This is a genomic window from Amycolatopsis sp. cg13 (assembly GCF_041346965.1).
In the GTDB taxonomy this organism is placed as follows: domain Bacteria; phylum Actinomycetota; class Actinomycetes; order Mycobacteriales; family Pseudonocardiaceae; genus Amycolatopsis.
In genome coordinates this window covers 3,010,393-3,033,585 of sequence record NZ_CP166848.1, presented here as the reverse complement: position 1 = coordinate 3,033,585, position 23,193 = coordinate 3,010,393, and the positions used below count along the sequence as shown (strand labels likewise).

Annotated in this window: 19 protein-coding genes; 9 read left to right on the top strand and 10 right to left on the bottom strand. The window is 70.7% G+C overall.

The window, feature by feature from the left end; genetic code table 11:
• Positions 1–9: 9 nt before the first annotated feature.
• The gene (locus AB5I40_RS13660) at positions 10–681 is read left to right on the top strand and encodes a response regulator transcription factor (RefSeq protein WP_009075614.1); all 672 of its coding nucleotides are present in this window, start codon (positions 10–12) and stop codon (positions 679–681) included.
• A complete protein-coding gene (locus AB5I40_RS13655; RefSeq protein ID WP_370938863.1) occupies positions 678–1,802 on the top strand; it encodes a sensor histidine kinase in 1,125 nt (374 codons plus the stop codon). Before AB5I40_RS13660 ends, AB5I40_RS13655 begins: the two co-directional genes overlap by 4 nt.
• Positions 1,803–1,850: 48 nt before the next feature.
• Here AB5I40_RS13655 and AB5I40_RS13650 read toward each other — a convergent pair whose 3' ends face one another.
• From AB5I40_RS13650 to AB5I40_RS13640, 3 genes are all read right to left on the bottom strand, one after another.
• Positions 1,851–3,464, bottom strand: a complete 1,614-nt coding sequence (locus AB5I40_RS13650; protein WP_370938862.1) for a PHP domain-containing protein — start codon at positions 3,462–3,464, stop codon at positions 1,851–1,853.
• 143 nt (positions 3,465–3,607) lie between these two features.
• On the bottom strand, positions 3,608–5,716 hold the full coding sequence (locus AB5I40_RS13645) for a 3-hydroxyacyl-CoA dehydrogenase NAD-binding domain-containing protein (RefSeq protein ID WP_370938861.1): 2,109 nt from the start codon (positions 5,714–5,716) through the stop codon (positions 3,608–3,610).
• Complete coding sequence (locus tag AB5I40_RS13640) at positions 5,716–6,915, bottom strand: acetyl-CoA C-acyltransferase (RefSeq protein ID WP_370940513.1); 1,200 nt, start codon at positions 6,913–6,915, stop codon at positions 5,716–5,718. The genes AB5I40_RS13645 and AB5I40_RS13640 overlap by 1 nt, the downstream gene beginning before the upstream one ends.
• A gap of 205 nt (positions 6,916–7,120) precedes the next feature.
• Here AB5I40_RS13640 and AB5I40_RS13635 point away from each other — a divergent pair, with 205 nt between their 5' ends.
• Both AB5I40_RS13635 and AB5I40_RS13630 read left to right on the top strand, forming a co-directional pair.
• Positions 7,121–8,185, top strand: coding sequence for a tetratricopeptide repeat protein (locus tag AB5I40_RS13635; protein ID WP_370938860.1), 1,065 nt, complete (start codon positions 7,121–7,123; stop codon positions 8,183–8,185).
• Between the two features lie 25 nt (positions 8,186–8,210).
• Entirely contained in the window at positions 8,211–9,266 is a 1,056-nt protein-coding gene (locus AB5I40_RS13630) for a tetratricopeptide repeat protein (protein WP_370938859.1), read from the top strand.
• Between the two features lie 37 nt (positions 9,267–9,303).
• Here AB5I40_RS13630 and AB5I40_RS13625 read toward each other — a convergent pair whose 3' ends face one another.
• The 3 genes from AB5I40_RS13625 to AB5I40_RS13615 are packed head-to-tail and all read right to left on the bottom strand — an operon-like array spanning position 9,304 to position 12,213.
• Positions 9,304–10,275 (bottom strand): 3-hydroxyacyl-CoA dehydrogenase NAD-binding domain-containing protein, encoded by a 972-nt coding sequence (locus tag AB5I40_RS13625; protein WP_370938858.1) that lies wholly within the window; start codon positions 10,273–10,275, stop codon positions 9,304–9,306.
• Positions 10,272–11,384 carry an NAD/NADP octopine/nopaline dehydrogenase family protein gene (locus AB5I40_RS13620; RefSeq protein ID WP_370938856.1) on the bottom strand — a complete coding sequence of 371 codons (1,113 nt, stop codon included), beginning with the start codon at positions 11,382–11,384 and terminating at the stop codon, positions 10,272–10,274. Before AB5I40_RS13620 ends, AB5I40_RS13625 begins: the two co-directional genes overlap by 4 nt.
• 37 nt (positions 11,385–11,421) lie before the next feature.
• The gene (locus AB5I40_RS13615) at positions 11,422–12,213 is read right to left on the bottom strand and encodes an SDR family NAD(P)-dependent oxidoreductase (protein ID WP_370938855.1); all 792 of its coding nucleotides are present in this window, start codon (positions 12,211–12,213) and stop codon (positions 11,422–11,424) included.
• Between the two features lie 51 nt (positions 12,214–12,264).
• Between AB5I40_RS13615 and AB5I40_RS13610 the strand changes: the two genes are divergently transcribed.
• Complete coding sequence (locus AB5I40_RS13610) at positions 12,265–13,029, top strand: IclR family transcriptional regulator (RefSeq protein ID WP_370938853.1); 765 nt, start codon at positions 12,265–12,267, stop codon at positions 13,027–13,029.
• A 277-nt stretch (positions 13,030–13,306) separates the two neighbouring features.
• Here the strand turns inward: AB5I40_RS13610 and AB5I40_RS13605 are convergent, their stop codons facing one another.
• The 3 genes from AB5I40_RS13605 to AB5I40_RS13595 all read right to left on the bottom strand — a co-directional run bounded on the left by AB5I40_RS13605 (position 13,307) and on the right by AB5I40_RS13595 (position 16,605).
• Positions 13,307–14,581, bottom strand: a complete 1,275-nt coding sequence (locus AB5I40_RS13605) for an HRDC domain-containing protein (protein ID WP_370938852.1) — start codon at positions 14,579–14,581, stop codon at positions 13,307–13,309.
• Positions 14,582–14,652: 71 nt separating this feature from the next.
• On the bottom strand, positions 14,653–15,369 hold the full coding sequence (locus AB5I40_RS13600; protein WP_033291604.1) for a response regulator transcription factor: 717 nt from the start codon (positions 15,367–15,369) through the stop codon (positions 14,653–14,655).
• 672 nt (positions 15,370–16,041) lie between these two features.
• A complete protein-coding gene (locus AB5I40_RS13595) occupies positions 16,042–16,605 on the bottom strand; it encodes a DUF3000 domain-containing protein (protein WP_162834456.1) in 564 nt (187 codons plus the stop codon).
• 712 nt (positions 16,606–17,317) lie between these two features.
• Here AB5I40_RS13595 and hemE point away from each other — a divergent pair.
• From hemE to AB5I40_RS13575, 4 genes are read left to right on the top strand one after another with little or no spacing between them, the layout of a single operon-like run.
• On the top strand, positions 17,318–18,400 hold the full coding sequence (hemE, locus tag AB5I40_RS13590) for a uroporphyrinogen decarboxylase (protein ID WP_370938851.1): 1,083 nt from the start codon (positions 17,318–17,320) through the stop codon (positions 18,398–18,400).
• On the top strand, positions 18,397–19,806 hold the full coding sequence (hemG, locus tag AB5I40_RS13585) for a protoporphyrinogen oxidase (protein WP_370938850.1): 1,410 nt from the start codon (positions 18,397–18,399) through the stop codon (positions 19,804–19,806). Before hemE ends, hemG begins: the two co-directional genes overlap by 4 nt.
• A 46-nt stretch (positions 19,807–19,852) precedes the next feature.
• A complete protein-coding gene (gene hemQ / locus AB5I40_RS13580; RefSeq protein WP_037819061.1) occupies positions 19,853–20,545 on the top strand; it encodes a hydrogen peroxide-dependent heme synthase in 693 nt (230 codons plus the stop codon).
• 6 nt (positions 20,546–20,551) lie between these two features.
• A complete protein-coding gene (locus AB5I40_RS13575) occupies positions 20,552–21,919 on the top strand; it encodes a CoA transferase (protein WP_370938849.1) in 1,368 nt (455 codons plus the stop codon).
• Positions 21,920–22,329: 410 nt separating this feature from the next.
• Here the strand turns inward: AB5I40_RS13575 and AB5I40_RS13570 are convergent, their stop codons facing one another.
• Positions 22,330–23,109, bottom strand: a complete 780-nt coding sequence (locus AB5I40_RS13570; protein ID WP_370938848.1) for a TIGR04222 domain-containing membrane protein — start codon at positions 23,107–23,109, stop codon at positions 22,330–22,332.
• Positions 23,110–23,193 lie beyond the last annotated feature (84 nt).

Below are 23,193 nucleotides of genomic sequence, written 5' to 3'. Positions count from 1 at the left end.
TGTGGTCTGGTGCGAGTTCTGGTAGTCGAAGACGAAGAGCCGTTGGCCGACGCGATCGCCCGCGGGCTGCGGCGGGAGGGCATGGCCGTCGACATCGCGCTCACGGGCGACGACGGGCACGAGAAGTCGTCCGTCACGCGGTACGACGTGGTGCTGCTCGACCGCGACCTGCCCGGGATGTCCGGCGACGACCTGTGCCGCGAGATCGTCACGTCCGGCGAGCTGACGCGGGTGCTGATGCTGACCGCGAGCAGTTCGGTGTCCGACCGGGTCGACGGGCTGTCGCTGGGCGCGGACGACTATCTCGCCAAGCCGTTCGCCTTTCCCGAGCTGGTCGCGCGCGTACGGGCGCTGGGCCGCCGCGCGACGCCCGCCGCGCCGCCGCTGCTCACCGCGGGCGACGTCGAACTGGACCCGGCCAAGCGCACCGTCCGGCGGGCGAGCGGGCCGGTCGAGCTGACCCGCAAGGAGTTCGGCGTGCTCGAGGTGCTGCTGTCCGCCGGCGGGTCCGTGGTCAGCAGCGAGGAACTGCTCGAACGGGTCTGGGACGAGAACGCCGACCCGTTCACCACGACCGTCCGGGTCACCGTGATGACCTTGCGCAAGAAGCTCGGCGAACCGGGCATCATCGAGACCGTGGTCGGCTCGGGCTACCGGGTGTCGGTCGCCGGTTCCGAGTGAAGCTTCCCGGTGCCCGCAGCCTGCGGGTGCGCGTCACCGTCCTGGCGACCGTCCTGGTCGCCGCGGCGGGGCTGTTGCTGCTGTGGCTGGCGTGGACGCTCGTCGGCGACGCGGTCGACGCCGTGCCGCACATGCCGCCGGGCACCATCGTCCGGGTCGACGGCGTCGACGTGGACGCGTCCACGCTCGCGCAGCATCTGCGCACGCACGCCGTCAGCCGGGTGCTGGTCTTCGGCTCGCTGGCGTTCTGCTTCGTGGTGGCCGCGGCGGCGATTCTGGCCTGGACGTTCACTTCCCGCGTCCTGCGTCCGCTGCGCGAGATCACCGGGACCGCGCAACGGCTGTCGATCGAGTCGATGGGGGAGCGCATCGGCGAGATCCGCTCGCGCGACGAACTCGCCGAACTGGCCCGGACTTTCGACGCCATGCTCGACCGCTTGCAGGACGCGTTCGATTCGCAGCGCCATTTCGTGGCCAACGCGAGCCACGAATTGCGCACTCCGCTGTCGGTGATCCGGACGGAACTGGACGTCACGCTGTCCGACGAACACGCCGACGAGGCGGAGTTCCGCCGGATGGCCGGGGTGGTCCTGGACGCGACGAACCGCGCCGGTCAGCTGGTGAATTCGTTGCTGCTGCTGGCCCGCACCGACGGAGCCGGTCTCGTGACGCGGGAACTGGTGGACCTGACGGTGCTCGTGGAGCGCGCCTGGTCGGCGGTCCGCGGCGAAGCCGAACAACGGGGCCTGCGCGCGGATTTCGTGATGCAGCCGTCCCCGGCGATCGGGGATTCGGCTCTGCTGGAACGGATCGCCGGAAACCTGGTCGAGAACGCGGTGCGGCACAACGTCGACGGCGGCTGGATCGAGGTGACGACGGAACCGGGCGCGCAGTGGTCGGTCCTGCGGGTGCGCTCGTCGGGCGGCCTGCTGGACCCGGCGGCGGTGCCGGAGCTGTTCCAGCCGTTCCGCCGTGCCGGAGTGGCCCGGACGGCGCGTTCGGGAGCGGGCCTGGGGCTGTCGATCGTGCGCGCGGCGGTGCAGGCACACGGCGGGACGGTTTCCGCGGAGCCGGTGGTGGGAGGCGGACTGGCGGTGACGGTGCGGCTGCCCACGGTGTAGCGACTCGTGCGTGGCTAAGCCGGTTAGAACCGGCTTAGCCACGCACGATCAGTGGACGTCCACGAACGTAGGATTCCCGTACAGCCAAAGGTCTTCGTACGGATTCGCCTGCCCGATCACGTCCATCGCCGGCTCGATCCCGCCGGCGGCGTGCCGCTTCCCGTCCGTTCCGCGCACCCGGACGTAGAACGGCTCCCGCACGTTGCGGAACGTGTGCTTGAACATCACCCGCCGTCCCGCATATCCGCGCGAAGGCGTGAACGACTCCACCACCCGCGTACCCGGCGCAGTCATCGTGTCGCGATCCGCCGCCGGGCCGGTGACCGGGCCCGAGATCAGGTCCAGCCGGCCAAGCCGCGGCACCGAACCAGACCCGTTCGGCCGGTAGGCGGTCACCGCCGAAACAACGACCGTCACGGTCGATCCGCGGCGCACGCGCAGCCGTCCGCCGAAGGTCGCGCAGTCACCACCGCCGAGCACGCCGACTTCCAGCTGCTGCACCAAACCGCCGTGAGACAGCCAAATCCGGCCCGCGCGCAGACCCTCCAGCACACCCTCGAAGCCTGGGCGTCGCACGCCGACCACCGTGCGGCTGAACTCGCCGGGGTAGAAATCCGCGTACGGAGCGGACAACTGCGGCACCCCGCTGTCGACCGGGTCCGGGTATTTGCCGTTCTGTTCGTACCAGCCGTCCGGCACCGACGGCCGCACCAGCTGGTCGCCGCGGTTGTAATGCGAGTCGGAGTTCGTGGTGATCCACCACGGTTTTCCTTCGGCCAGCAGGGAATCCCACAGTCCGCCGACCTTCGCGGTGGTCCAGTCCCAGCCGCCGTACGTGCGGTACGCCTCGGCCGGGAAGCCGGGCCACGAGTCGCCGCCGGGGTTGTTGCCGTAGCCGCCCCGGGCGCCGCCATTGCCTTGCGGCTTCGGGAATCCGTCGGCCTGCGCGCCGGGTGCGCCTTCCATGCCGATCACGATGCCCGGCGCGGTGTCGCGATAGTTGCGCAGTTCGTGCGGCGACACGCGGCCGTTGCGCAGCGGATGGTTGATCAGCACGACCGGCGCGTGGATCCGGCGGGTGCGTTCCTGCTCGGCGAGCCACCGCAAACCCTTGAGCGCCAACGCTTCGTGCTCCGGGCTGGAGGATTCGGAACCGGTCAGCCGCCAGTCGTAACCGCGCTCGAATTCGCGCAGCACGCTCGCCTGGTCGCGCCCGGCCTGGAAGAACAGCGTGGCGTGCTCCGCGCCCGGCACGTTCCACTCCATGCCTTGCCACAGCAGCAGATCCGGATGCCTCCGCTGCGCGGCGAGCACGTCGCGGCTGGTCGGTTCCACGGACGACTTCTCGTGCGTCGCGTGTCCGTGATCAGTGAAGACGATCCACTTCGCGCCGTGTTCGCGCGCGCCGGCCGCGATCCGGTCGATGGTGTACATCGCGTCGTACGAGTACTGGCTGTGCGTGTGGTGATCCCCGACGACCCATTGGTAGCGGCGGCCGAACAGCCAGTCGAGATCAATCCCGAGGTCAAGCCCCAGATCGAGGTCCATGGCGTCGGCCTGGCCCGAGGCCAGCACCGGGGCCCCGGCCGCGACGGCGCCGACGAGCCCCGCGCGCTTGAAGAATCCGCGACGGCCGACGCCGCCCGGGTCCGTGGTGTTCATCCTGCTCCTGACCTGCTCGAACGATTCGGCAGGACGCTATGGGGCAGCGGTGAACGGCTGGTGCCCGGAAGGTCACGAAGTGCTCGGTGTGTCCGGGTTCACGGCGGAGCCGCCCCGCTAAACAGGGCGGCTCCGCCAAGGCGTTACGCCGGAACCGAAGCGACGCCCTGGGAGAGGAACGGCTTGCCGTTGACCCGCTCCGAGACGCCCGCCCGGTCGAGGTACGGCGTGATGCCGCCCAGCCAGAACGGCCAGCCCGCGCCGAGGATCAGGCACAGGTCGATGTCCTGGGCCTCCGCGACGACGCCCTCGTCGAGCATGATCCGGACCTCTTCGGCGATCGCGTTCAACGCCCGGTCGCGGACCTGCTCCGCGGTGGACGGCTGGTCGCCCTGCGTCCACAGCGCGGCGACCTCGGGGTCGACCGACGGCGTGCCGGTCGCGTCCCAGGTCCACACGCCCTTCTTGCCCGCCTTCACGAACTTGTCCAGGTTCTCGCTCACGGTGAAGCGGTCCGGGAACGAGCCGTGCAGCGTCTCGCCGACGTGCAGCGCGATGGCCGGGCCGACGAGCTGCATCAGGTTCAGCGGCGACATCGGCAGGCCGAGCGGCTCCAGCGCGGAGTCGGCCACGTCGAACGGCGTGCCCTCGTCCACGGCCACCAGCACCTCGCCGAGGAAGCGCAGCAGCAGCCGGTTCACGACGAACGCCGTCGCGTCCTTCACCAGCACGCTCGACTTCTTCAGCTGCTTGCCGACCGAGAACGCGGTCGCCAGCGCCGCGTCGTCGGTCTTCTCGCCGCGCACGATCTCCAGCAGCGGCAGCACGGCCACCGGGTTGAAGAAGTGGAAGCCGACCACGCGCTCCGGGTGCTGCAGCTTCGAGGCCATCGCGGTGATCGACAGCGACGAGGTGTTCGTGGCCAGGATCGTCTCGGGGGAGACGTGCTGCTCCAGTTCGGCGAACACCTGCTGCTTCACGCCCAGCTCTTCGAAAACGGCCTCGATCACGAAGTCCGCGTCGGAGAACGCGGCCTTGTCGAGCGAGCCGGTCACCAAAGCTTTCAGCCGGTTCGCGCCGTCCGGCGACACCCGCTTCTTGGCAAGCAGCTTGTCGATCTCCTCGTGGACGTAGCCCACGCCCTTGTCGACGCGCGCCTGGTCGACGTCAGTGAGCACCACCGGCACCTTGAGGCGGCGCACGAACAGCAGCGCCAGCTGGCTGGCCATCAGGCCCGCGCCGACGATGCCGACCTTGTTCACCTTGCGCGCCAACGACTTGTCCGGCGCGCCGGCCGGCCGCTTGGCCCGCTTGTTGACCAGGTTGAACGAGTACAGCCCGGCTCGCAGCACGTCCGACATCAGCAGCTCGGCGAGCCCGTCGGTCTCCGCCGCGTAACCGCGGTCGAGATCGTTCTCGCGCGCCAGCTCAAGCAGTTCGACGGCCTTGGTCGCGCCCGGCGAAGCGCCGTGGGTGCGACCGTCCACGATGGACTTGGCACGCGCGATGGCCGCGTCCCACTCCGCGCCGCGGTCGATTTCGCGACGGGCCGGGGTGATTTCGCCGTTGACGACCTTGGCCAGCCACAGCAGCGACTGCTCCAGGTAGTCCGCGGAACCGAAGACCTCGTCGACGATGCCGAGCTCGGCGGCCTTGCGCACGTTCAGCATCTTGTTCTGCGCCAACGCGTTCTCGATGATCACGGTGACGGCGGCGTCCGGGCCGATCAGGTTCGGCAGCAGCTGCGTGCCGCCCCAGCCCGGGAACAGGCCGAGGAACACCTCGGGGAACGCGATCGCCGCGGTGTTCTCCGACAGCGTCCGGTAGTGGCAGGACAGCGCGAGCTCGAGCCCGCCGCCCATCACCGCGCCGTTGACGAACCCGAACGTCGGGATCTTCGACTCGGTGAGCCGGCGGAACACGTCGTGCCCGGTCTGCGCGATCTCCCGCGCCAGCTTCGGGTCCGACACCGCCTCGACGCCGGAAAGGTCCGCGCCGACGGCGAAAATGAACGGCTTGCCGGTGACCGCGATCGCGGCGGGCTCGGCGGCGAACGCCTTGTCCAGCGCGGCGTTCAGCGCGACGAGACCCTGCGGGCCGAAGGTGTTCGGCCGGGTGTGGTCGTGGCCGTTGTCCAAGGTGATGAGCGCGACCGGCTTGTCCAGCCCCGGTACCTTGACCAGGTTGGTGACGGCGTTGGTCACGACCTCGTCCGGGAACGCGGCCTTCGCCTCTTCAGCGGTGAAAGTCATTACTTCGCCCCCTCAGAGCCGTTGTAGGCCGGGTTTTCCCAGATCACGGTGCCGCCCATGCCGATGCCGATGCACATCGTGGTGAGGCCGTAGCGCACGTCGGGGCGCTCGGCGAACTGGCGCGACAGCTGCGTCATCAGCCGCACGCCGGACGACGCCAGCGGGTGGCCGCACGCGATCGCGCCGCCCCACTGGTTGACCCGCGGGTCGTCGTCGGCGATGCCGAAGTGGTCGAGGAACGCGAGCACCTGCACCGCGAACGCCTCGTTGATCTCGAACAGGCCGATGTCCTCAATGGACAGACCGGTGCGCTTGAACAGCTTCTCGGTGGCCGGCACCGGGCCGATGCCCATGACCTCCGGCTCGACGCCCGCGAACGAGTAGCCGACCAGCCGCATCCCGACCGGAAGGCCCAGCTCGCGCGCGGTGTCCTCGTCGGCGAGGATCGCCGCGGTGGCTCCGTCGTTGAGACCGGCCGCGTTGCCCGCGGTGATCCGGCCGTGCGGGCGGAACGGCGTCTTCAGCTTCGCCAGCTGCTCGACGGTCGTGCCCGGGCGCGGCGGCTCGTCCTCGGTGGCGAGACCCCAGCCGAGTTCCTTCGACTTGGTCGCCACCGGAACCAGTTCCGGACCGATCTTGCCGGTCTTGACGGCCTCGGCGTACTTTTCCTGGCTGCGCGCGGCGAACGCGTCCGTGCGCTCCTTCGTGATCTCCGGGAAGCGGTCGTGCAGGTTCTCCGCGGTCTGGCCCATCACGAGCGCGGTCGGGTCGACCAGCTTGTCCGCGACGATCCGCGGGTTCGGGTCGACGCCCTCGCCCATCGGGTGGCGGCCCATGTGCTCGACGCCGCCGGCGATGGCGATGTCGTACGCGCCGAAGCCGATGCCGCTCGCGGTGGTGGTCACCGCGGTCATCGCGCCCGCGCACATCCGGTCGATCGCGAAGCCCGGCACGGACTTCGGCAGCCCGGCGAGCAGCGCGGCGGTGCGGCCGATGGTCAGGCCCTGGTCGCCGATCTGCGTCGTCGCGGCGATCGCGACCTCGTCCACGCGCTCGGGCGGCAGCTCCGGATGCCGCCGCAGCAGCTCGCGGATGGCGTTGACGACGAGGTCGTCCGCCCGGGTCCCGGCGTACATGCCCTTGTCGCCCGCCTTGCCGAAGGGCGTGCGTACCCCTTCGACGAAGACGACATTGCGCACCCCTCGCGCGGTGGGCGCGAGCGGCGGCGTTGCTGGTGCGGCCACGAATGCTCCTGAAGTAGAGAGTGTTCCTGCCTCGCACCCTAGCCCTTGTTACCCGTGGGTAACCAGTGCAGTGGCCCGGTCGAGTGGGGGACGGCACACTCCCGGGGCTTGTGGCATGCGGCACACTGGCGGGAACGCACCAACCGGACGGGGGACGGCAATGGCGCTTTTCCGGGCGAACCCGGCAGCCGAAATCGCGAAACTGCGCAAGAAACTGGCGAAAGCCGCGGATCCGGATTCCCCGGAGAGCCTCGCGATGCGCCACCGGCTCGGCATCCTCCTGGTGGAAACCGGCGACTGGCCCGCGGCGGAGGAGCACTACACCGAACTCGCCGATGCCCAGGTGCGCGTCGAGGGCGAACAGCACCCGGGCACGCTCGGCGCTTGGCTGAACCTGGCCATGGCGAAGGCCGCGCTGGGGCGGATCGAGGACGCGGTGCACCTGATGGAGTCCACAGTGGACATCTACGAGGCCGTCATGGGGCCGGACGATCCGGCCACCATGCAGGCACAGCTGGTGCTGTCGGAGATGTACTCGGTGTCCGGGGAGTACGACGAGGCGCTGGACGTGCTCAGCAGGCACTTGAACGCGTGCGTGGACAAGTTCGGCGAGTACCACGAGCTGACGATCGCGGGCGCGCGCCGGAAGGTCAGTGTGCTGCGGACACTCGGCCGATACGACGAGGCTCGCTCTTTGAACTCCGGCCTGTCGCGTAAGCCGCGAGACGACTATGAACGCGACAGTGCCCGCGCGGTCGGCTTGCTGATCCGGGCGGAGGACGGCGAGGCGAAGACGGTCCAGTACCAGGCGAGGGAACTCGCCGAGCAGTACCGCACGCCGGAATTCGTGGAGGTCCTCGCCGCCGTGCTGCTGCGCGCCGGGGAACCCGCGGAAGCGGCGGAGTTGTACCGCGCCGTGCTGTCCGCGCAACCGGCGGCGCAACAGTGGGGCCCAGCCGGGGAATTGGCCCGCGCGTACCTGGAAAGCGGCCAGCTCGACGCGGCGGAAACACTGGCCGGCGAGATCGCGACGGCCGACGGTCTGCCGGACGGACACCCGCTGAAGCTCGGTGCCCGGGCGACATTGGCGCGGGTGGCCCGGGAACGCGGCCGGGACGCGGAGGCAGATCGTGAACTGACGGCGGTCGCGGCGGGGTTGACGGAGGCGTTTGGTCCGAAGCATCCGGATGTCGTAGAGGTTTCTGGGTGGCTTAAGAAGGACTGAATCGCCGGGCGGGCAGACTGTCCAGGTGGGACTCTTCCGCACGAAGCCAGAGCCGGTTGACGAGATCGCCGCGCTGCAGGCCACCCTCGCGAAGGCGCGCAACCCGAAGAGCGTGCCGAACCTGCGCCGGCGGCTCCTGCTGGGCCAGTTGCTGCTCAAGAACGAGGACTGGGCGGCGGGGGAGCGGCACTACACGGATCTCGTGCCCGCGTTGACGGACGAATTCGGTCCCCGCGAGCCGAACACCCTTGCCGCGTGGGCGAATCTGGCGTATTGCCAGACGTCGCAAGGCCGGCCCGCGGAGGCGATCCCGCTGCTGGAACGCACCGCGGAGGCGTTCGAGGAAACCTGGGGCGCGCGCCAGCCAGGGACGTTCAAGACCCAGCTGCTCCTCGCGGAAGCCTATGGCGTGGCAGCGCAGTACGAAGACGCGCTGGCGGTGCTGGACGCGCACGTCGACTACTGTGCCGCCGAACTCGGCCCGGCGCACGCCCGGACGAGAGCCGGACGGCGCCGGAAGGTCGTCATGCTGCGCGCGCTGGCCCGCTACGAGACGGCCGAACAACTGCTGACGGACGAGGAAGCGCTCTGCGAGACCGACGAGCAACGAGACGCGCTCCTCTTGGTGGTGCGAGCCGAAACCGGAGATCCGGAGGCGGCGATCGCTCCGATGCGCGAGCTTTTCGAGAAGCGGCCAGAGCTGCGGGAGTCCCTGGCAACCGTTCTCCTGTTGGCCGGGCAAGCGCCCGAGGCAGCCGACCTGTTCCGCCAGGCCCTGGGCGAAGCGCGGGGCCGAGGCGCGCTGATCATCCGCAGCGTGCTCGCGCGAGCCTGCGTGGAGAGCGGAAACCTGGACGAAGCCGAGCAAGCGGCGCGGGCGGTGCTGGCCGCTGGTGCCTGGCCAGCGGGACATCCGATGGTGCTCGGCCTCCGCGCGACGCTGGCCCGAGCCGCCGCCCGACGAGGCGACCGAGCGGGTGCGGCGGCGGAGCTGGAATCCGTGGCAGCCGGGCTCAAAGCAGTCCTCGGCGCAGCCCATCCGCGCGTCGCCGAGGCAACCGGATGGCTTGCGGAGTGCTGACGGCCGCGGGCCTGAACCCGCGGCCGCCAACCGAAAATCACTCCGCCGAATCGTCCTCCGGACGCACCGGAACCGGCGTCCCGTCCCGCAAATGCGGTTCGCGCAGCCGGAAAATCTCCTCGAACTCCCGGATCCGCGCCGCCCGGTAGTCCGGCACCCCGGCCGCGTCGAAGCGGTAGAACCCGGCCCCGTCCTGAAGACCTCGCCGCTGGCCGGTCATGTTCTCCTCGACGATCGCGGGCGCCTGGAACCGCTCGCCGAGTTCGCCGGTCAGGTAGCGCGAGGCGTAGTACAGGATGTCCCCGCCGCCCCAGTCGATGAATTCCAGCGGGCCCAGCACCGAGAACCGCGGCCCGAGACCGGCGCGCACCGCGAGGTCGATCTCGGCGGCACCGGCGACCCCTTCCTCGACCATCCGCGCGGCCTCGTTCATCAGCAGCGCCTGCAGCCGCGGCACGATGTATCCGGCGGCGGGCCCGCACACCACCGGCACCTTGCCGATTTCGCGCAGCAGCTCCACGAGCCGCTCGACCGCGGCCGGATCGGTGTCGTCGCTCCGGCTGACCTCGACCAGCGGCATCAGTTCGGCCGGGTTGAGCCAATGCGCGTTGACGACCCGTTCCGGCCGGTCGGCGAGTTCCGCGATCTGCGTGACCAGGAAGGTCGACGTCGTCGAGGCCAGCACCGCCGACTCGGGCACCTGCGAGCCGAGCCAGCCGAACACCTCGCGTTTGACGTCCATGACCTCCGGCACGGCCTCGAACACCACGGTCGCGTCGGCGAGTTCCTTCGCCGAACGGTCGCCCAGCGTCAGGCTTTCCAGCGCGTCCGCGTGGCCGAACATCGCGCGCAGCCGGTCCGCGAGGCGCTTGCGGACCTCGTCGCGGCGGAGCTGGCGTTCTTCCTCGGTGCGGTCCTTGACGTCCGCGAGCAACACCGGATGTCCGGCCGCGAGGAAGGCCAGCGCGATGCCCTCGCCCATCCGCCCGGCGCCGACGATGGCGATCACGACTGGACTCCGTCCTGCAGCAGCTTGGTCAGCCCGGCCCGGTCGAGATCGGCCAGGCCGAGGTTCTCGAAGGTCCGTCCCTCGGCGTAGAAATCGCGGCCGGTGATGGCAGAACCCAACGCCAGCAGGCCTTCCGCGACCGGCGTCGGCACGCCAGCCCACCGACCAGCGGACACCAGGAGCGACAACCCGAGCCGGGTGTCTTCGACCATGTAGCGGTGCGTGTGGAGGTCGATCTTCTCGCGCCAGTCACCGCTGTCGGTCAGCCGCTCGTGCGCCGCGCGGCCGTACATCCACTCCTCGCCGTCGGTGGCGTAGTGATCGGCCAGCGGGAAGTGCGGGGCGCCGTAGCCGAACGCTTCGCGCAGCGCGACCCGCTCGGCGTCAAGCGCGTCAGTGACGCTGCGGATCGACGGCTGCGTGCCCTCGTTGTGGATGTCCCAGGCGGCGAAATGCTCGAGCGGACCGGCGTTCATCGTGATCAGCGGCGGGTGGATGATCGGGCCCGCGTTCATCAGCGCTCCGCTGAGCCCGTCGCCCGCGTCCTCGATGCTCGGGTACGCCTCGCGCAGCGTCTTGAACGCGCTTTCCGCCAGCCGCAACGGGAAAACCCCGGTCGGCAGCCGGGTCGCGTACCCGCTGATCACTACTTCGGCGTCGCCATGCCGACGCGCGAGGTACGGCAGCGTCCCGGCTTCGGCGAACGCGATCTCCGAACTCCCGCCCGCCGCGGCGACGGCCTTGGCGAACACCATCGAACCGAACGTGCCCGGCGGCAGGAAGACCACCTGGCCCTCGGTCAGCAGCGGGGCGAGCCGGGGAGCCAGGTCGTCGTGCGTGGTCGACGGCAGCGGGATCACGATCAGCGCCGCGCCGCGCACCGCCTCCGCGAGGTCTGCCACCGGGTTGATCTCCCCGGTGCCGTCGCCCACCGGCACCGAACGGGCGCCCCGGTAATCCCGGACGCCCACCGCCCCGGTCGCGCGCAACGCTTCCAACGCCTCGGCGTTCCGCCGCCACCAGCGCACTTCGTGGCCGTGCTCGGCGAGTTCCGCCACCGTGGCCCAGGAACCGTGCCCGCCCCCGAGAACCGCGATCTTCACTGTCATGTGCTCCTGTCTAGTGCTGATGTGCTGTCGCACTTTCTCACGGGTCGACGAGGTCGGTCTCGCCCCACAACTGATCTTGCTGCTCGCGCACGATCCCGCCGAACTCGCCCGGGACGATCGTCCGGTACGGCCCGGATTCGACCGCGACCCGCGCGATCGTCTCGATCGCCGGGGCCGGATCGCGCTGCATGGCGAGGAAATCCGAAAAGTCGTGTTCGGAAACAGGCGCGTTCTCCACGAGTTTTTCGTTGAACCCAGTGGAAAACGGCCCAGGTTCAACGACCCGTACTTCGATTCCGTGCGGCCGCAGCTCCTGGCGGACCGCCTGCGCCATGGCTTCGAGGGCGAACTTGCTGGACCCGTACGCACCCGCGCCGGGAGCGACGAACAGCCCCGCCACCGACGTGACGAACACGATCCGCCCGCCACGCCCGGCCGCGACGAGCCGGTCGGCGACCAGCCGCGTCAACTCGAGCGTGCCGAAGACGTTGACCTCGAACGTTTTCCGCACCACCGCGGAATCCGTGCGCAGGAGCGGCCCTTCGGCACCGAATCCGGCGTTGTTGAGCAGAACCGACGCGTCGAGCGCCGCAGCCGCTTCACGATCAGCCGGGTCGAGCAGATCAAGCCGGGAGACTTCCGCGACGAGTCCGCGCTCGGCGAACGCCGCCCGCGTCGGTTCGATCTGGTCGTCCCGTTCGACCGTGGCGAACACCCGGTGCCCGCGCGCCGCGAGCGTCAATCCCACTCCCAGCCCGAGACCCGATCCCGCCCCCGTGATCAAAACCGACTCGCTGTGTTCTGTGTTTTCCTTGCTTGGCCGACCCACGTGCGCAGTGTCGCTTGCGTCGCGGCCCCGCCTCAATCAGACTTCCGCCACATGGAAGCCAGACCCACCGCGGCGGCGCGGCTGCTGTCGGTGCTGGACTGCTTCAGCGCTCAGACTCCGGTGCTCTCGCTGACCGAGATCGCCCAGGCCGCGGGCCTGCCGTTGAGCACCGCGCACCGCCTGGTCGGCGAGCTGGCCGAATGGGGAGCGCTGACCCGTGACGACCACGGCGGGTACCACCTCGGCCTGAAACTGTGGGAACTCGGCTCGCTCTCGCTGGCCCGGGCCTCGATCCGCGACATCGCCCTGCCGTATCTGGGCGACCTGTTCGACGCGACCGGCGAAAACGTGCACCTTTCGGTGCTGGACGGAACGGACGTCGTGTTCCTCGCTCGGCTGGCCGGGCACCGTTCGGTAGGCATCCTCACGACGACGGGCAGCCGCCTGCCTGCGACTACGACCGCGACCGGCCGGGTGCTGCTCGCGCACGCCGCAGCCGATACTCGCGAATCGGCGCTGACTAGCCCGATTGCGGCGGAAACTCAGCACACTACGACTGACCCGGAGACTCTGCGCGCTGAACTTGCCGAGATCGCGCGCACTGGGTATTGCGTCGCTGATCGTCAGCTTGCTGATGATGCGGTGGCCGTTGCTGCTCCGATCCGTGAGGCATCCGGCCGGGTTACTGCGGCGGTCGCGGTTGTGGGGCGAAGGGAGACGACTTCGGTGGCGCATCTGGTGCCTGCGGTGGTTACGACGGCTACGGGGGTGGCTCGGTCGCTCGGGTATCGGAGGTTGGGTCGTCGGCGGGGGTGATTTCGACCAGCTCGCCGACGGGGTTGATTTGGTAGGTCAGCTCACCAGCTGTGTTTTTTGGCGTCGGCTCCGCCGCCGCGTGCGGGATCGCTTTTATGCCGGCGTTTGGGGGCTGCCCGGCGTGAGGGGCCTTCGGCTTGTCACGCCGGGCAGCCCCCAAACGCCGGCGCGATCCCGCGTGGTGGGCAAGTGAGCGGTCAGGGCTGGGCCTGGTTGCGGAAGTCGTGGCTCACGTCTGAAGGTCTAAATCTCACCTTGAGGTCTAGACCACCGGCCGTTATTCGGAAGCGGTGCTGTGCAAGGCCTTGCTCAGGGCTGCCACGGTCAGCTCGACCTGCCACGGCCGCGCTCCGCCTGCTCGCAGGGCGTCCGCCACCGAGTCTTCCGCGAGGTCGGCGGGAGGGCGCCAGCAGGTGCGTCGGACTAGATCCGGCAGCAGCAGGTTCTCTACTGGCAGCTTGCGGTCCTCCGCGATCGCGGCCAGTGCGGCTCGGGCGGCGGCCAAGCGGGCCGCGGCGTCGGGGTCCTTGTCGGCCCAGCGGTTCACCGGCGGCGGACCGTCGTTGGGCTGGCTCGGGCTCGGCAGTTCGCTCGCCGGCAGCGCTTTCGCCGCCTGCAGGTGCCGCAGCCAGCTGGCCGTGTACTTGCGCTGCACGCGTCCGCTGAACACCGGCAGCGCCTGCAGTTCCTCGACTGTCTTCGGGTCCGCGGTCACCGCGTTGACGATCGCGCTGTCCGGCAGGATCCGGCTCGGCGCGCGGTCGCGCTTGCGGGCCAGTTCGTCGCGGGCCTGCCACATCTCCCGCACCGCGGCGAGGCCGCGCGGGCTGCGGATCTTGTGCACCCCGGACGTCCGGCGCCACGGTTCGGCGCGCGGCGCGGGCGGGGGAGCGGTGCGGACCGCCTCGAACTCCTGCTGCGCCCACTCCAGCTTGCCCTGTGCCGCCAGCTCGGCTTCGAGCTTCGCGCGCAGTTCGTTGAGCAGCTCGACGTCGAGAGCCGCGTAGTTGAGCCAGTCGATCGGCAGCGGCCGCTTCGACCAGTCCGCGGCGCTGTGCCCCTTTTCGAGCGTGTACCCGAGCAGCAGCTCCACGAGCGTGCCCAGCGCGACGCGTTCGTACCCGGCCAGCCGTCCGGCCAGTTCGGTGTCGAAGAGCGACCGCGGGCGCAGGTCCAGTTCCGCCAGGCACGGCAGGTCCTGGGACGCGGCGTGCAGCACCCATTCGGTGTCGTTGAGGACGTCCCGCAACGGGGCGAGGTCGTCGGCGAGCGCGATCGGGTCGATCAGCACCGTGCCGGAGCCTTCGCGGCGCAGCTGGACGAGATAGGCCTTGGGCCAGTACCGGTAGCCCGACGCCCGTTCGGTGTCGACGGCGACGGCTCCCGTGCCCGCGGCCAGCCGCGCGCACGCCTCGGCGAGCGCGACGGGATCGGTCACCACCGGTGGGGTGCCTTCGGCCGGTTCGCGGAGCAGCACCGGCGTTCCGGAGGCACCGGAGTTCTCGGTGGTCTCGTCTCCGGTCCGGGCTCCGTCCGCCTGTGCAGTTCCCATGTCCGACGACCCTACGGGACGAGCGGACCGCGCCTGGTCCGCCCGCCCCGCAGGGACGTGGTTCGTCGTCGTCAGCGGATCACGCCGGCTCGCATCGCCAGCGCGACCATCTGCGCCCGGTCGCCCGTGCCGAGCTTGCGCCCGATGCGGGACAGGTGGGACTTGACGGTGAGCGCGGAGAGGGAAAGCTCCTCCCCGATCTCCTTGTTCGACTGCCCGTCCGCGACGAGCTGGAGCACCTCCACCTCGCGAGCCGAAAGCTCGCGCGGGGTGTTGTCGGTGCCCGCCACTCGCGTGCCGGTCGCCAGGACCGGGGCCACGCTCGGGTCGGCGTAGACGCCGCCTTCGAGAACCCGGCGCACGCCGTCGGTGACCACCACCGGCGACGCCGACTTCAGCAGGTACGCCTGAGCTCCGGCCTGGAACGCGGAGCGCACCGCGTACGGGTCGTCGGAGGATGCCAGGACCACCACTCGCGGCCAGCCGTGGCTACGGAGTTCCGTAACCAGCTCGATGCCGCTGCCGTCCGGCAGTCCGAGATCGAGGATCGCCAGGTCGCACGGGCCGGTGGCCTGTGCTCGCGCCCTCGCCTCGGCCACCGTGGCGGCCTCGTGGACAGTGCCCGCACCCATCTGTGCGAGTCGTGCTGCGATTGCCTCCCTCAACAGCGGGTGGTCATCGACCACCAACACGGAAAAAAGCTCTTCCCGCGGGTGCGGAACCATGCTCGCCGGCAAAGCACCGGCTGGCGTGGATCGGACGGCCTGAGATAAGCCGACGGTAGCCACGTCACTACCTCCCTGGAGTCGGTCGTGCCCCCCGACCGGCACCGGGACCTTCGGCCGTTCAGCCGCGCCAGCTTTAGACCGAAAGTGGTGTCGTCCCAGGCACTGTAGCCGTCCGGACGCCGTTGCGGGGGGATCGAATGGGTATCTATCCGAAACAGTTCGTCACTCAGCGAGGTCGTTGTAACACGATCGGACTAACGATCGGAGTCTTGTTAACGACTGGCGACCGGGCCGCGATGCACCTCAGTTACCGGCATCGAAACGGGCGTGCAGATGGCCCGTGCACCTGCGGGTGCTGCCGGAGCGGGGCCGCCGCCCCGGCGACCCGCGCCCGGAAATGCGCCCCGGCCGGGGCAAGATCATTTTCTTTCACGTTTTGCCGCGCGCGCCGCCCGGCCGCCGGCGTCCTGGCGGAGGCGCGGAAAAGGGGTCCGGAACGGCGTCGGAGCTGGTTACCGGGGGTTCACTGCCTGTGATCGCGCCCGGCCACGAACGTGCGGCATCCGGAGCAGCGGCCGCCCGGGTCCATGTTGGACGGTCGGCGAGGGGCGCCCGGAAGCCCCGCCGAAGATCTCCGCGGCGGGCCGGGAGGGCGCGAATCCGCCCGGGAAGGCGCGTTCGTGCGCGTGCAAGTGCCGCGAAGAGGCTGCCCGACCGGGTGAACTTGGGAAATCAGGAGCTTTGCCGCTGCTCGAACAGCGTGACGCCCACCGGAGGCAGCCCCACGACGCTCGCCATCACCTGGCAGAACGCGAGCCCGTGCGGGCCGAGCGCGGCGTCGGTCGGGGTCCAGGAGGCCCGCAGCTCGAGGTCGTCGGTGCGGGCCGGGCCGGAGATGTCGCCGAACCGGGCCGAGGACGTCTCCGTGACGGTGCCGCCGAGCGCCTTCCACGACGCGCCGGAGGCCTCCAGCGCGTCGGTGAGCCACGACCAGCCGACCGCGGGAAGGAACGGGTCCGTGGCCAGCTCGCGGTCGAGTTCCGCGCGGACGTACATGACCAGCCGCAGCACGCCGTCCCAGCCTTCCTGGCCGTCCGGGTCGTGCAGCAGGACCAGCCTGCCGGACGCCTCGACGTCGGCGGGTCCGGAGACCTCGCAGCTCAACGCGTACGACCACGGCGCGAGCCGCTGCGGCGCGCGCATCGTCTCCAGGCGGATCTCCGGGCGCGGCCGGACGGCTTGCAGCGCCGCGACGGCTTCGCGGAAGAGATCGGGCACTGGCGTCATCGCGGTCACGCACCGACTGTAGGGCGGCGACGCCCCGTTGCGGACGCAGGCGCGCCGAGCGAGACCCACCCGCGACCCGGCGGACGGCTCCGGCTGCCCCTCCGTCTCTCTCGCCGTGCCCGCTCCCGGCGTGCTCCCGCTGCTGCTTCGGCGGGGTCCTGCGCGGCGTGCGTCGCTGGGTGCGCAGGGCGGCGGCCGGGCTGGCCGTGGTGTGTCGGTGTTGAGGACGTCCTCAACACCGTCTTGGTTGCATCGCACGCCCACAATGCCGAGCCAGGCGCGCATCTCGCGCTCCCGACGGCGCAGCGCGTAACGCCAGGTGTCTTCTCAGCAGCAGCTCTATGCGGCTCTGCCGTCGCGATGCGGAGCACCTGGCTGCGCTGCGACGGGCCGCGTGGCTCTCTAGTCGATGGACCCGGCCCGGCCCGGCGAAAGTCCGTGAAGGGCTCCTTGAAGGAATCAGATTCCCTCAAGGAGCCCTTCACGGACCTCCGCGGTGGCAGGGAAGAACCCCGCGCCGTCGGCACGGCATCCATCCGAAGAAACCCCCAATGCCGCGTCGGGTGCGTAATGCGCAACGAATCCGGCATTCGCGCCACGCGAGCGGTGCCGAATCCGGTGCCGAGGCGGGCGGCATCCCTCGGCAGGCGCGGCCACCCGCGGCCGCGTCCAGGCTCGTTGGGCACGGGGCGGCCCGGGACTGTCGGACCCGCGTGGGACCATGGGGGTCGTGCCTCAGGTTTCGTCCGCGCCCGTCGGCGCTCCGTCCGTTTCGCCCCGTCGCGCCCTGCCCGGCTCGGCTTTCCTCGCCGCCGCGCGCGGGGAGCGGCCCGCGCACGTCCCGGTGTGGTTCATGCGCCAGGCCGGCCGTTCGCTGCCGGAGTACCGCGCGCTGCGCGAGGGCGTCCCGATGCTCGACGCGTGCTTCGACCCGGAGATGCTCGCCGAGATCACGATGCAGCCGGTCCGCAGGCTCGGCGTCGACGCGGCGATCCTGTTCAGCGACATCGTGGTCCCGCTCAAGGCGGCCGGCCTCGACATCGACATCGTCCCCGGCACCGGCCCGGTCGTGGCCTCGCCGATCCGAGACGCGGAGGCGGTGCGCGCGCTGCCGAAGCTTGAAACCGAGCAGGTGGCGCAGGTCGCCGAGGGCGTCCGGCTGCTGGTGGACCGGCTCGGCGAAACGCCGCTGATCGGGTTCGCCGGCGCGCCGTTCACGCTGGCCAGCTACCTGATCGAGGGCGGCCCGAGCCGCAACCACGAGCACACCAAAGCCTTGATGCACTCGCAGCCCGAGGTCTGGCACGACCTCGCCGCGCGCCTCGCCGACATCGCCGCCACGTTCCTGCGCGCGCAGCTCGACGCGGGCGTGGACGCGGTGCAGCTGTTCGACTCGTGGGCCGGCGCGCTGTCCGAGCGCGACTACCGCGAGTTCGTGCTGCCGCACTCGGCCCGGGTGCTGGCGGTCGCCGGCGAGTACGACGTGCCGCGGATCCACTTCGGCGTCGGCACCGGCGAGCTGCTCGGCGCGATGCGCGAGGCGGGCGCGGACGTCGTCGGCGTCGACTGGCGGATCCCGCTCGACGTCGCGGTCCACCGGCTCGGCGGCAAGGTGTCGGTGCAGGGCAACCTCGACCCGGCGCTGCTGTACGCGTCGTGGCCGGTCCTGGAGGCCGAGGTGCGCCGGATCGTCGAGGAGGGCCGCGCCGCTCGCGGGCACGTGTTCAACCTCGGCCACGGCGTGCTGCCGGGGGTGGACCCGGAGGTGCTGAAGCGCGTCGTCGACCTGGTGCACTCGCTGTGAAGCACGTCGCGGTCGTCGGCGGCGGGATCTCCGGGCTGGCCGCGGCGTACCGGCTTCGTCGGCTGCTCGGCGACCGGGTCACGATCACTGTTTTCGAGAGCACGGCCGCGATCGGCGGGAAACTGCGCACGGCAGAGGTCGGCGGAGTCAGCTACGACGTCGGAGCCGAAGCCTTCCTCGCCCGGCGGCCCGAGCTGGTCTCGCTGGTCAACGAGGTCGGTCTGGCCGACCGCCTGGTGCATCCGACGAAGGCGCGCGCCAAAATCCACGCGGGCGGTTCGGTGCAGAGCCTGCCGCCCGGCACCGTGATGGGCGTCCCGGCGTCCGCCGATTCGGTCGCAGGCGTGCTGTCTGACGACGGACTGCGCGCGGTCGAGAAGGAACGTTCGCTCGGCCCGGTCGAGCTGGGCGACGGCGACGTGCTGCTCGGGCCGCTGCTGCGGACCCGGTTCGGAGACGAGCTGGTGGACCGGCTGGTCGACCCGCTGCTGGGCGGCGTGTACGCGGGCGGAGCCGACGGCTTGGGCCTCCTCGCGACGATGCCCGGCCTGGCCAACGCGATCGAGGGCGGCGCGGGTTCGCTCACCGAGGCTGCCTCCTCGCTGCTGCCGAAAACACCAGGCACCGCACCGGTTTTCGGCAGCCTCACCGGCGGGCTGCGGGGATTGCTCGACCAGCTGCTGGAGCTTTCCGGCGCTGAACTGCGCACTTCATCGACGATCCGCACGCTGACCCGGACGCCGTCCGGCTGGCGTCTGGAGTTCGGTGCCGCCGCCCCCGCGCACGCGCCCGCCGACAGCCCCGTTGACGCGGACGCGGTGCTGCTCGCGGTGCCCGCCCCAGCCGCGCGGAAGCTGCTCGACGGCGTGGTCCCGGCGGCTTCGACGGCGTTCGGCGAGGTCGAACTGGCGTCGATGGCGGTCGTCGCGTTCGCGTTCCCGCCGGGCACTGAACTGCCCGAAGCGTCCGGAATCCTCATCGGCGCGGGGGAGCGGGATGCGGAAGGCGTGCCGTACGCGTCCAAGGCGTTCACGTTTTCGTCGAACAAGTGGGCTCACCTCGGCGGCTCCGGACCGGTGCTGGTGCGCGGTTCGGTCGGCCGGTTCGGCGAGCCCGGCGCGCTGAACGGCGACGACGATGCGCTAGTCGCGGCGGTCCGCGCGGATCTGGCCCGGCTCGCGGGCGTCACCGCGAAGCCGATCGACACCCTGGTGACGCGCTGGGGCGGCGGCCTCCCGCAATACGGCACCGGGCACCTGGAGCGGGTGACGCGGATCGAGACGGCAGTGGCGGACATCCCAGGCTTGGCCGTGGCGGGCGCCACGCTGCACGGCGTCGGGCTGCCGGCCTGCGTGGCCACGGCCGATGCCGCCGCGCGGCGGATCGCGGAGCAGCTCTTCGTGTGACGGAGCCCCATGGCGATCGCCGCGGCGACAGTGCCAGGATGGAGTCATGGCGCGGCTGAATTACAACGAACTCAACGACACGATCCGCTACACCACGTGGTCGGTCTTCCGGATCGAACCGGGGAAGTTGGGGGAGGACCGCGGCGCCGCGGGCCGCGAGACGGCCGAGTACCTCGACGGGCTCGAGGCGAAGGGCGTCGTCGTCCGGGGTGTCTATGACGTGTCCGGCCTCCGTGCCGACGCGGACTACATGATCTGGTGGCACGCCGAGGAGATCGAGCAGGTCCAGGCCGCCTACACCGGCTTCCGGCGCACGCCGCTCGGCCGCGCGTCCACGCCGGTCTGGAGCCAGACCGCGCTGCACCGGCCCGCCGAGTTCAACAAGAGCCATGTGCCCGCGTTCCTGGCCGGCGAAGAGGCGCGCAAGTACATCTGCGTGTACCCGTTCGTCCGGTCCTACGACTGGTACCTGCTGCCCGACGAAGACCGCCGCAAGATGCTGGCCGACCACGGCAAGGAGGCGCGGGACTACCCGGACGTGCGTGCCAACACCGTCGCGTCGTTCGCGCTCGGCGACTACGAGTGGATCCTCGCCTTCGAGGCCGACGAACTGCACCGGATCGTGGATTTGATGCGCCACCTGCGCAACACCGAGGCCCGTCGCCACGTGCGCGTCGAGATCCCGTTCTACACCGGCACGAAGGTGCCGCCCGCCGAGCTCGTCGCGGCTCTGCCGTAACCGCCGGTGCAGGACGTACTAGCCGGGGCCTGGCAGTCGCTCGCCGGGGAACCGCTGCCCGCCGTGTCCTTGACCGGCGACGAATCCGTGCTGCCCGGGCACTTCCGGGTCCCGGCCATGGCGAGCGCCAGCATCGCCGCGGCCACGCTGTCCGCCGGTGAACTGCTGCGCCTGCGCGGGATCGACCCCGGCACCGTGTCGGTCGATACCCGGCACGCCGCGGCCGCGTTCCGCAGCGAGCAGTTGCTGCGCATCGACGGCGAACCCGCGCCGAGCCCGTGGGGCCCCATCGCGTGCGACTACCGCGCCGCCGACGGCTGGATCAAGCTGCACTGCAACACCCCACGGCATGAAGCGGCGGTCTGCTGGGCGCTGGGCGTCCCGGCGACCCGCGAAGCGGTGACCAAGACCGTAGCCGCGAAATCCATGGCAGAGGTCGAATCCGCCGTGGTGACCGCAGGCGGCGCGGCAGCATTGATGCGCTCGCGCGAGGACTGGCTGGCGCACCCGCAAGGCCAGGCCGTCGCGGAACTGCCCCTGGTCGAACTGGACCGAATCGGCGACGCGCCAAAGCGCACGCTGTTCGACTCGGACCGCCCCATGGGCGGCGTCCGCGTGCTGGAGCTGACGCACGTGCTCGCCGGCCCGGTCGCAGGCCGCGTGCTGGCCGCGCACGGCGCGAACGTGCTGCACGTCGGTGCCGCGCACCTGCCGCGGATCCCCATGCTGACCATGGACACCGGCCAGGGCAAACGCTCCGCCTTCGTAGCGCTCGACACCGAGGGCGGCCGCGCGAAGCTGAAGAAGCTCATCGCCCGCGCGGACGTCCTCGTCCAATCGTTCCGCCCCGGCGCACTAGCCCGGATCGGCCTCGGCCCGGAACAACTCGCCGAACTGCGCCCCGGCCTGGTGGTCGCGGACATCTCGGCCTACGGCTGGACCGGCCCGTGGGCCCGCCGCCGCGGCTTCGACAGCCTCGTGCAGATGTCGTCCGGCATCGCCGAGGAGTACGCCACCGACGCTCCCGCTCCGCTGCCCGCCCAAGCACTCGACCACGCCACGGGTTGGCTGACCGCCGCCGCGATCATGACGGCAATCCGCCGCACAGTCACCGACGGCGGCAGCTGGCACGCCCGCCTGTCCCTCGCCGGCACCGGACGATGGCTGGATTCCTTGGGCCGCAAGGACCCGGAACCGTCCGAAGTGGACTACACGGACCTTCTCGAGACGGTCGACAGCGACTTCGGCCAGATGACCCGGGTGCGGATGGCCGGAGAACTGCCGGGCGCGCCGCCGCACTGGGACCACCCGTCGCACAAGCCTGGCGCGGACACGGCGGTGTGGTCGCCGGTTGTGCCGCAGCCAGTCTCGTGACCACGGCTGGTCTCGCGACCGCAGCTGGTTTCGCGACCGCAGCTGGCTTCGTGAGTGTTGTCGGCCCCGGGAGCGCGGCCGTTCTGTGAGCGCAGCCGTTTCCTGGGTGCCGTGCCAGTCCTGTGAGCGCAACCAATCCCGCGAGTGCCACCGCACGGTGCGCGCCGCGCTGGTCCTGCGGCCCCCGCCGATCTCGTGAGCGCAGGCAGGAAGGTGAGTGCCCTGGCCTGCCAGCGCCGCACCGGTCCCGTGTGCTAGCCAGCACCGCGAGCGCTGCCGATCCTTGCGCACCCCGGTCTTTCAGCGTGGTCCCGGCCTGCAAGCACCGCCAGTCCCGTGGGCACCGCTCCGGTTCCGTGAGCACCACCAGCCTCGCGAATCCGGCCAGCGAACGTCGCCCGCCACACCGGCTAAATCGGCATAAGCCCTCCCGCGATCCGCTTGTCCGGATAAGCCGCCAGCCCGCCCAGCGCGACGAGCTCCGCCGGTCCTGAACCAGGGCCTCCAGCGCCCTGCTGTTCGGCCTGTGCGAGCACCGTCGCCCCAGCAGTCGTCGGCGGCAGCGACTTCACCGTCCGCTCGCCGAATTTCTTCGTGATCCGCTGACTGCCGACGAGACAGAGCCAGAGCGTCAGCCCGATCTCGATGAAAACAAGCAGCACCATGACGTTCAGGTGAGACCGGCCGACGTCGTACACCAGCCGCGCCACGCCGATCGCCAGCACGACCACGGCGATCCCGGTCAGCGTGTACCCGAGGCTCGTCAACGGCCTGCGCCGGCTGACCAGTCGCCGCTGGACCAGATCGGTTTCGAGCGTCCGGATCGCGGCCTTGACCGCCGAGGACCGCGCTATCCACGACGCCAGGAACCCTCGACCGGCCGCCTGGTGCACGGCATGTTCGAGCGGCGGCGACGCCGGTGGCGGACCGGCGGCGGCGACCTCTCCCCGTGGTCCGACCTGCAACTGGCCGCGCGCGAGCAGTGCCGCGATCGCGGTTTCCACCACCCGAGGTCGCCCGTCGGCCAGGTACGCGACGTCGTAGGCATCGCGCGGCACGGCGGCTGACTCCGGCGCTGACGCCCGCGTGGCCAGCTTGTCCTTGCCAGTGGCCAGAATGCTCACCATGCCCACGGCGGTGGCCGCATAGACGAGATAGATCGGGCTCAACGCCGCCCAGAATCCGTTCACGACAGGTTCCCTCCCTCCCGGTCCGGCAGAGATCGGATAACACCGCCGTAACCAGACATGTCGCCAGCGTAACCACCACCACCG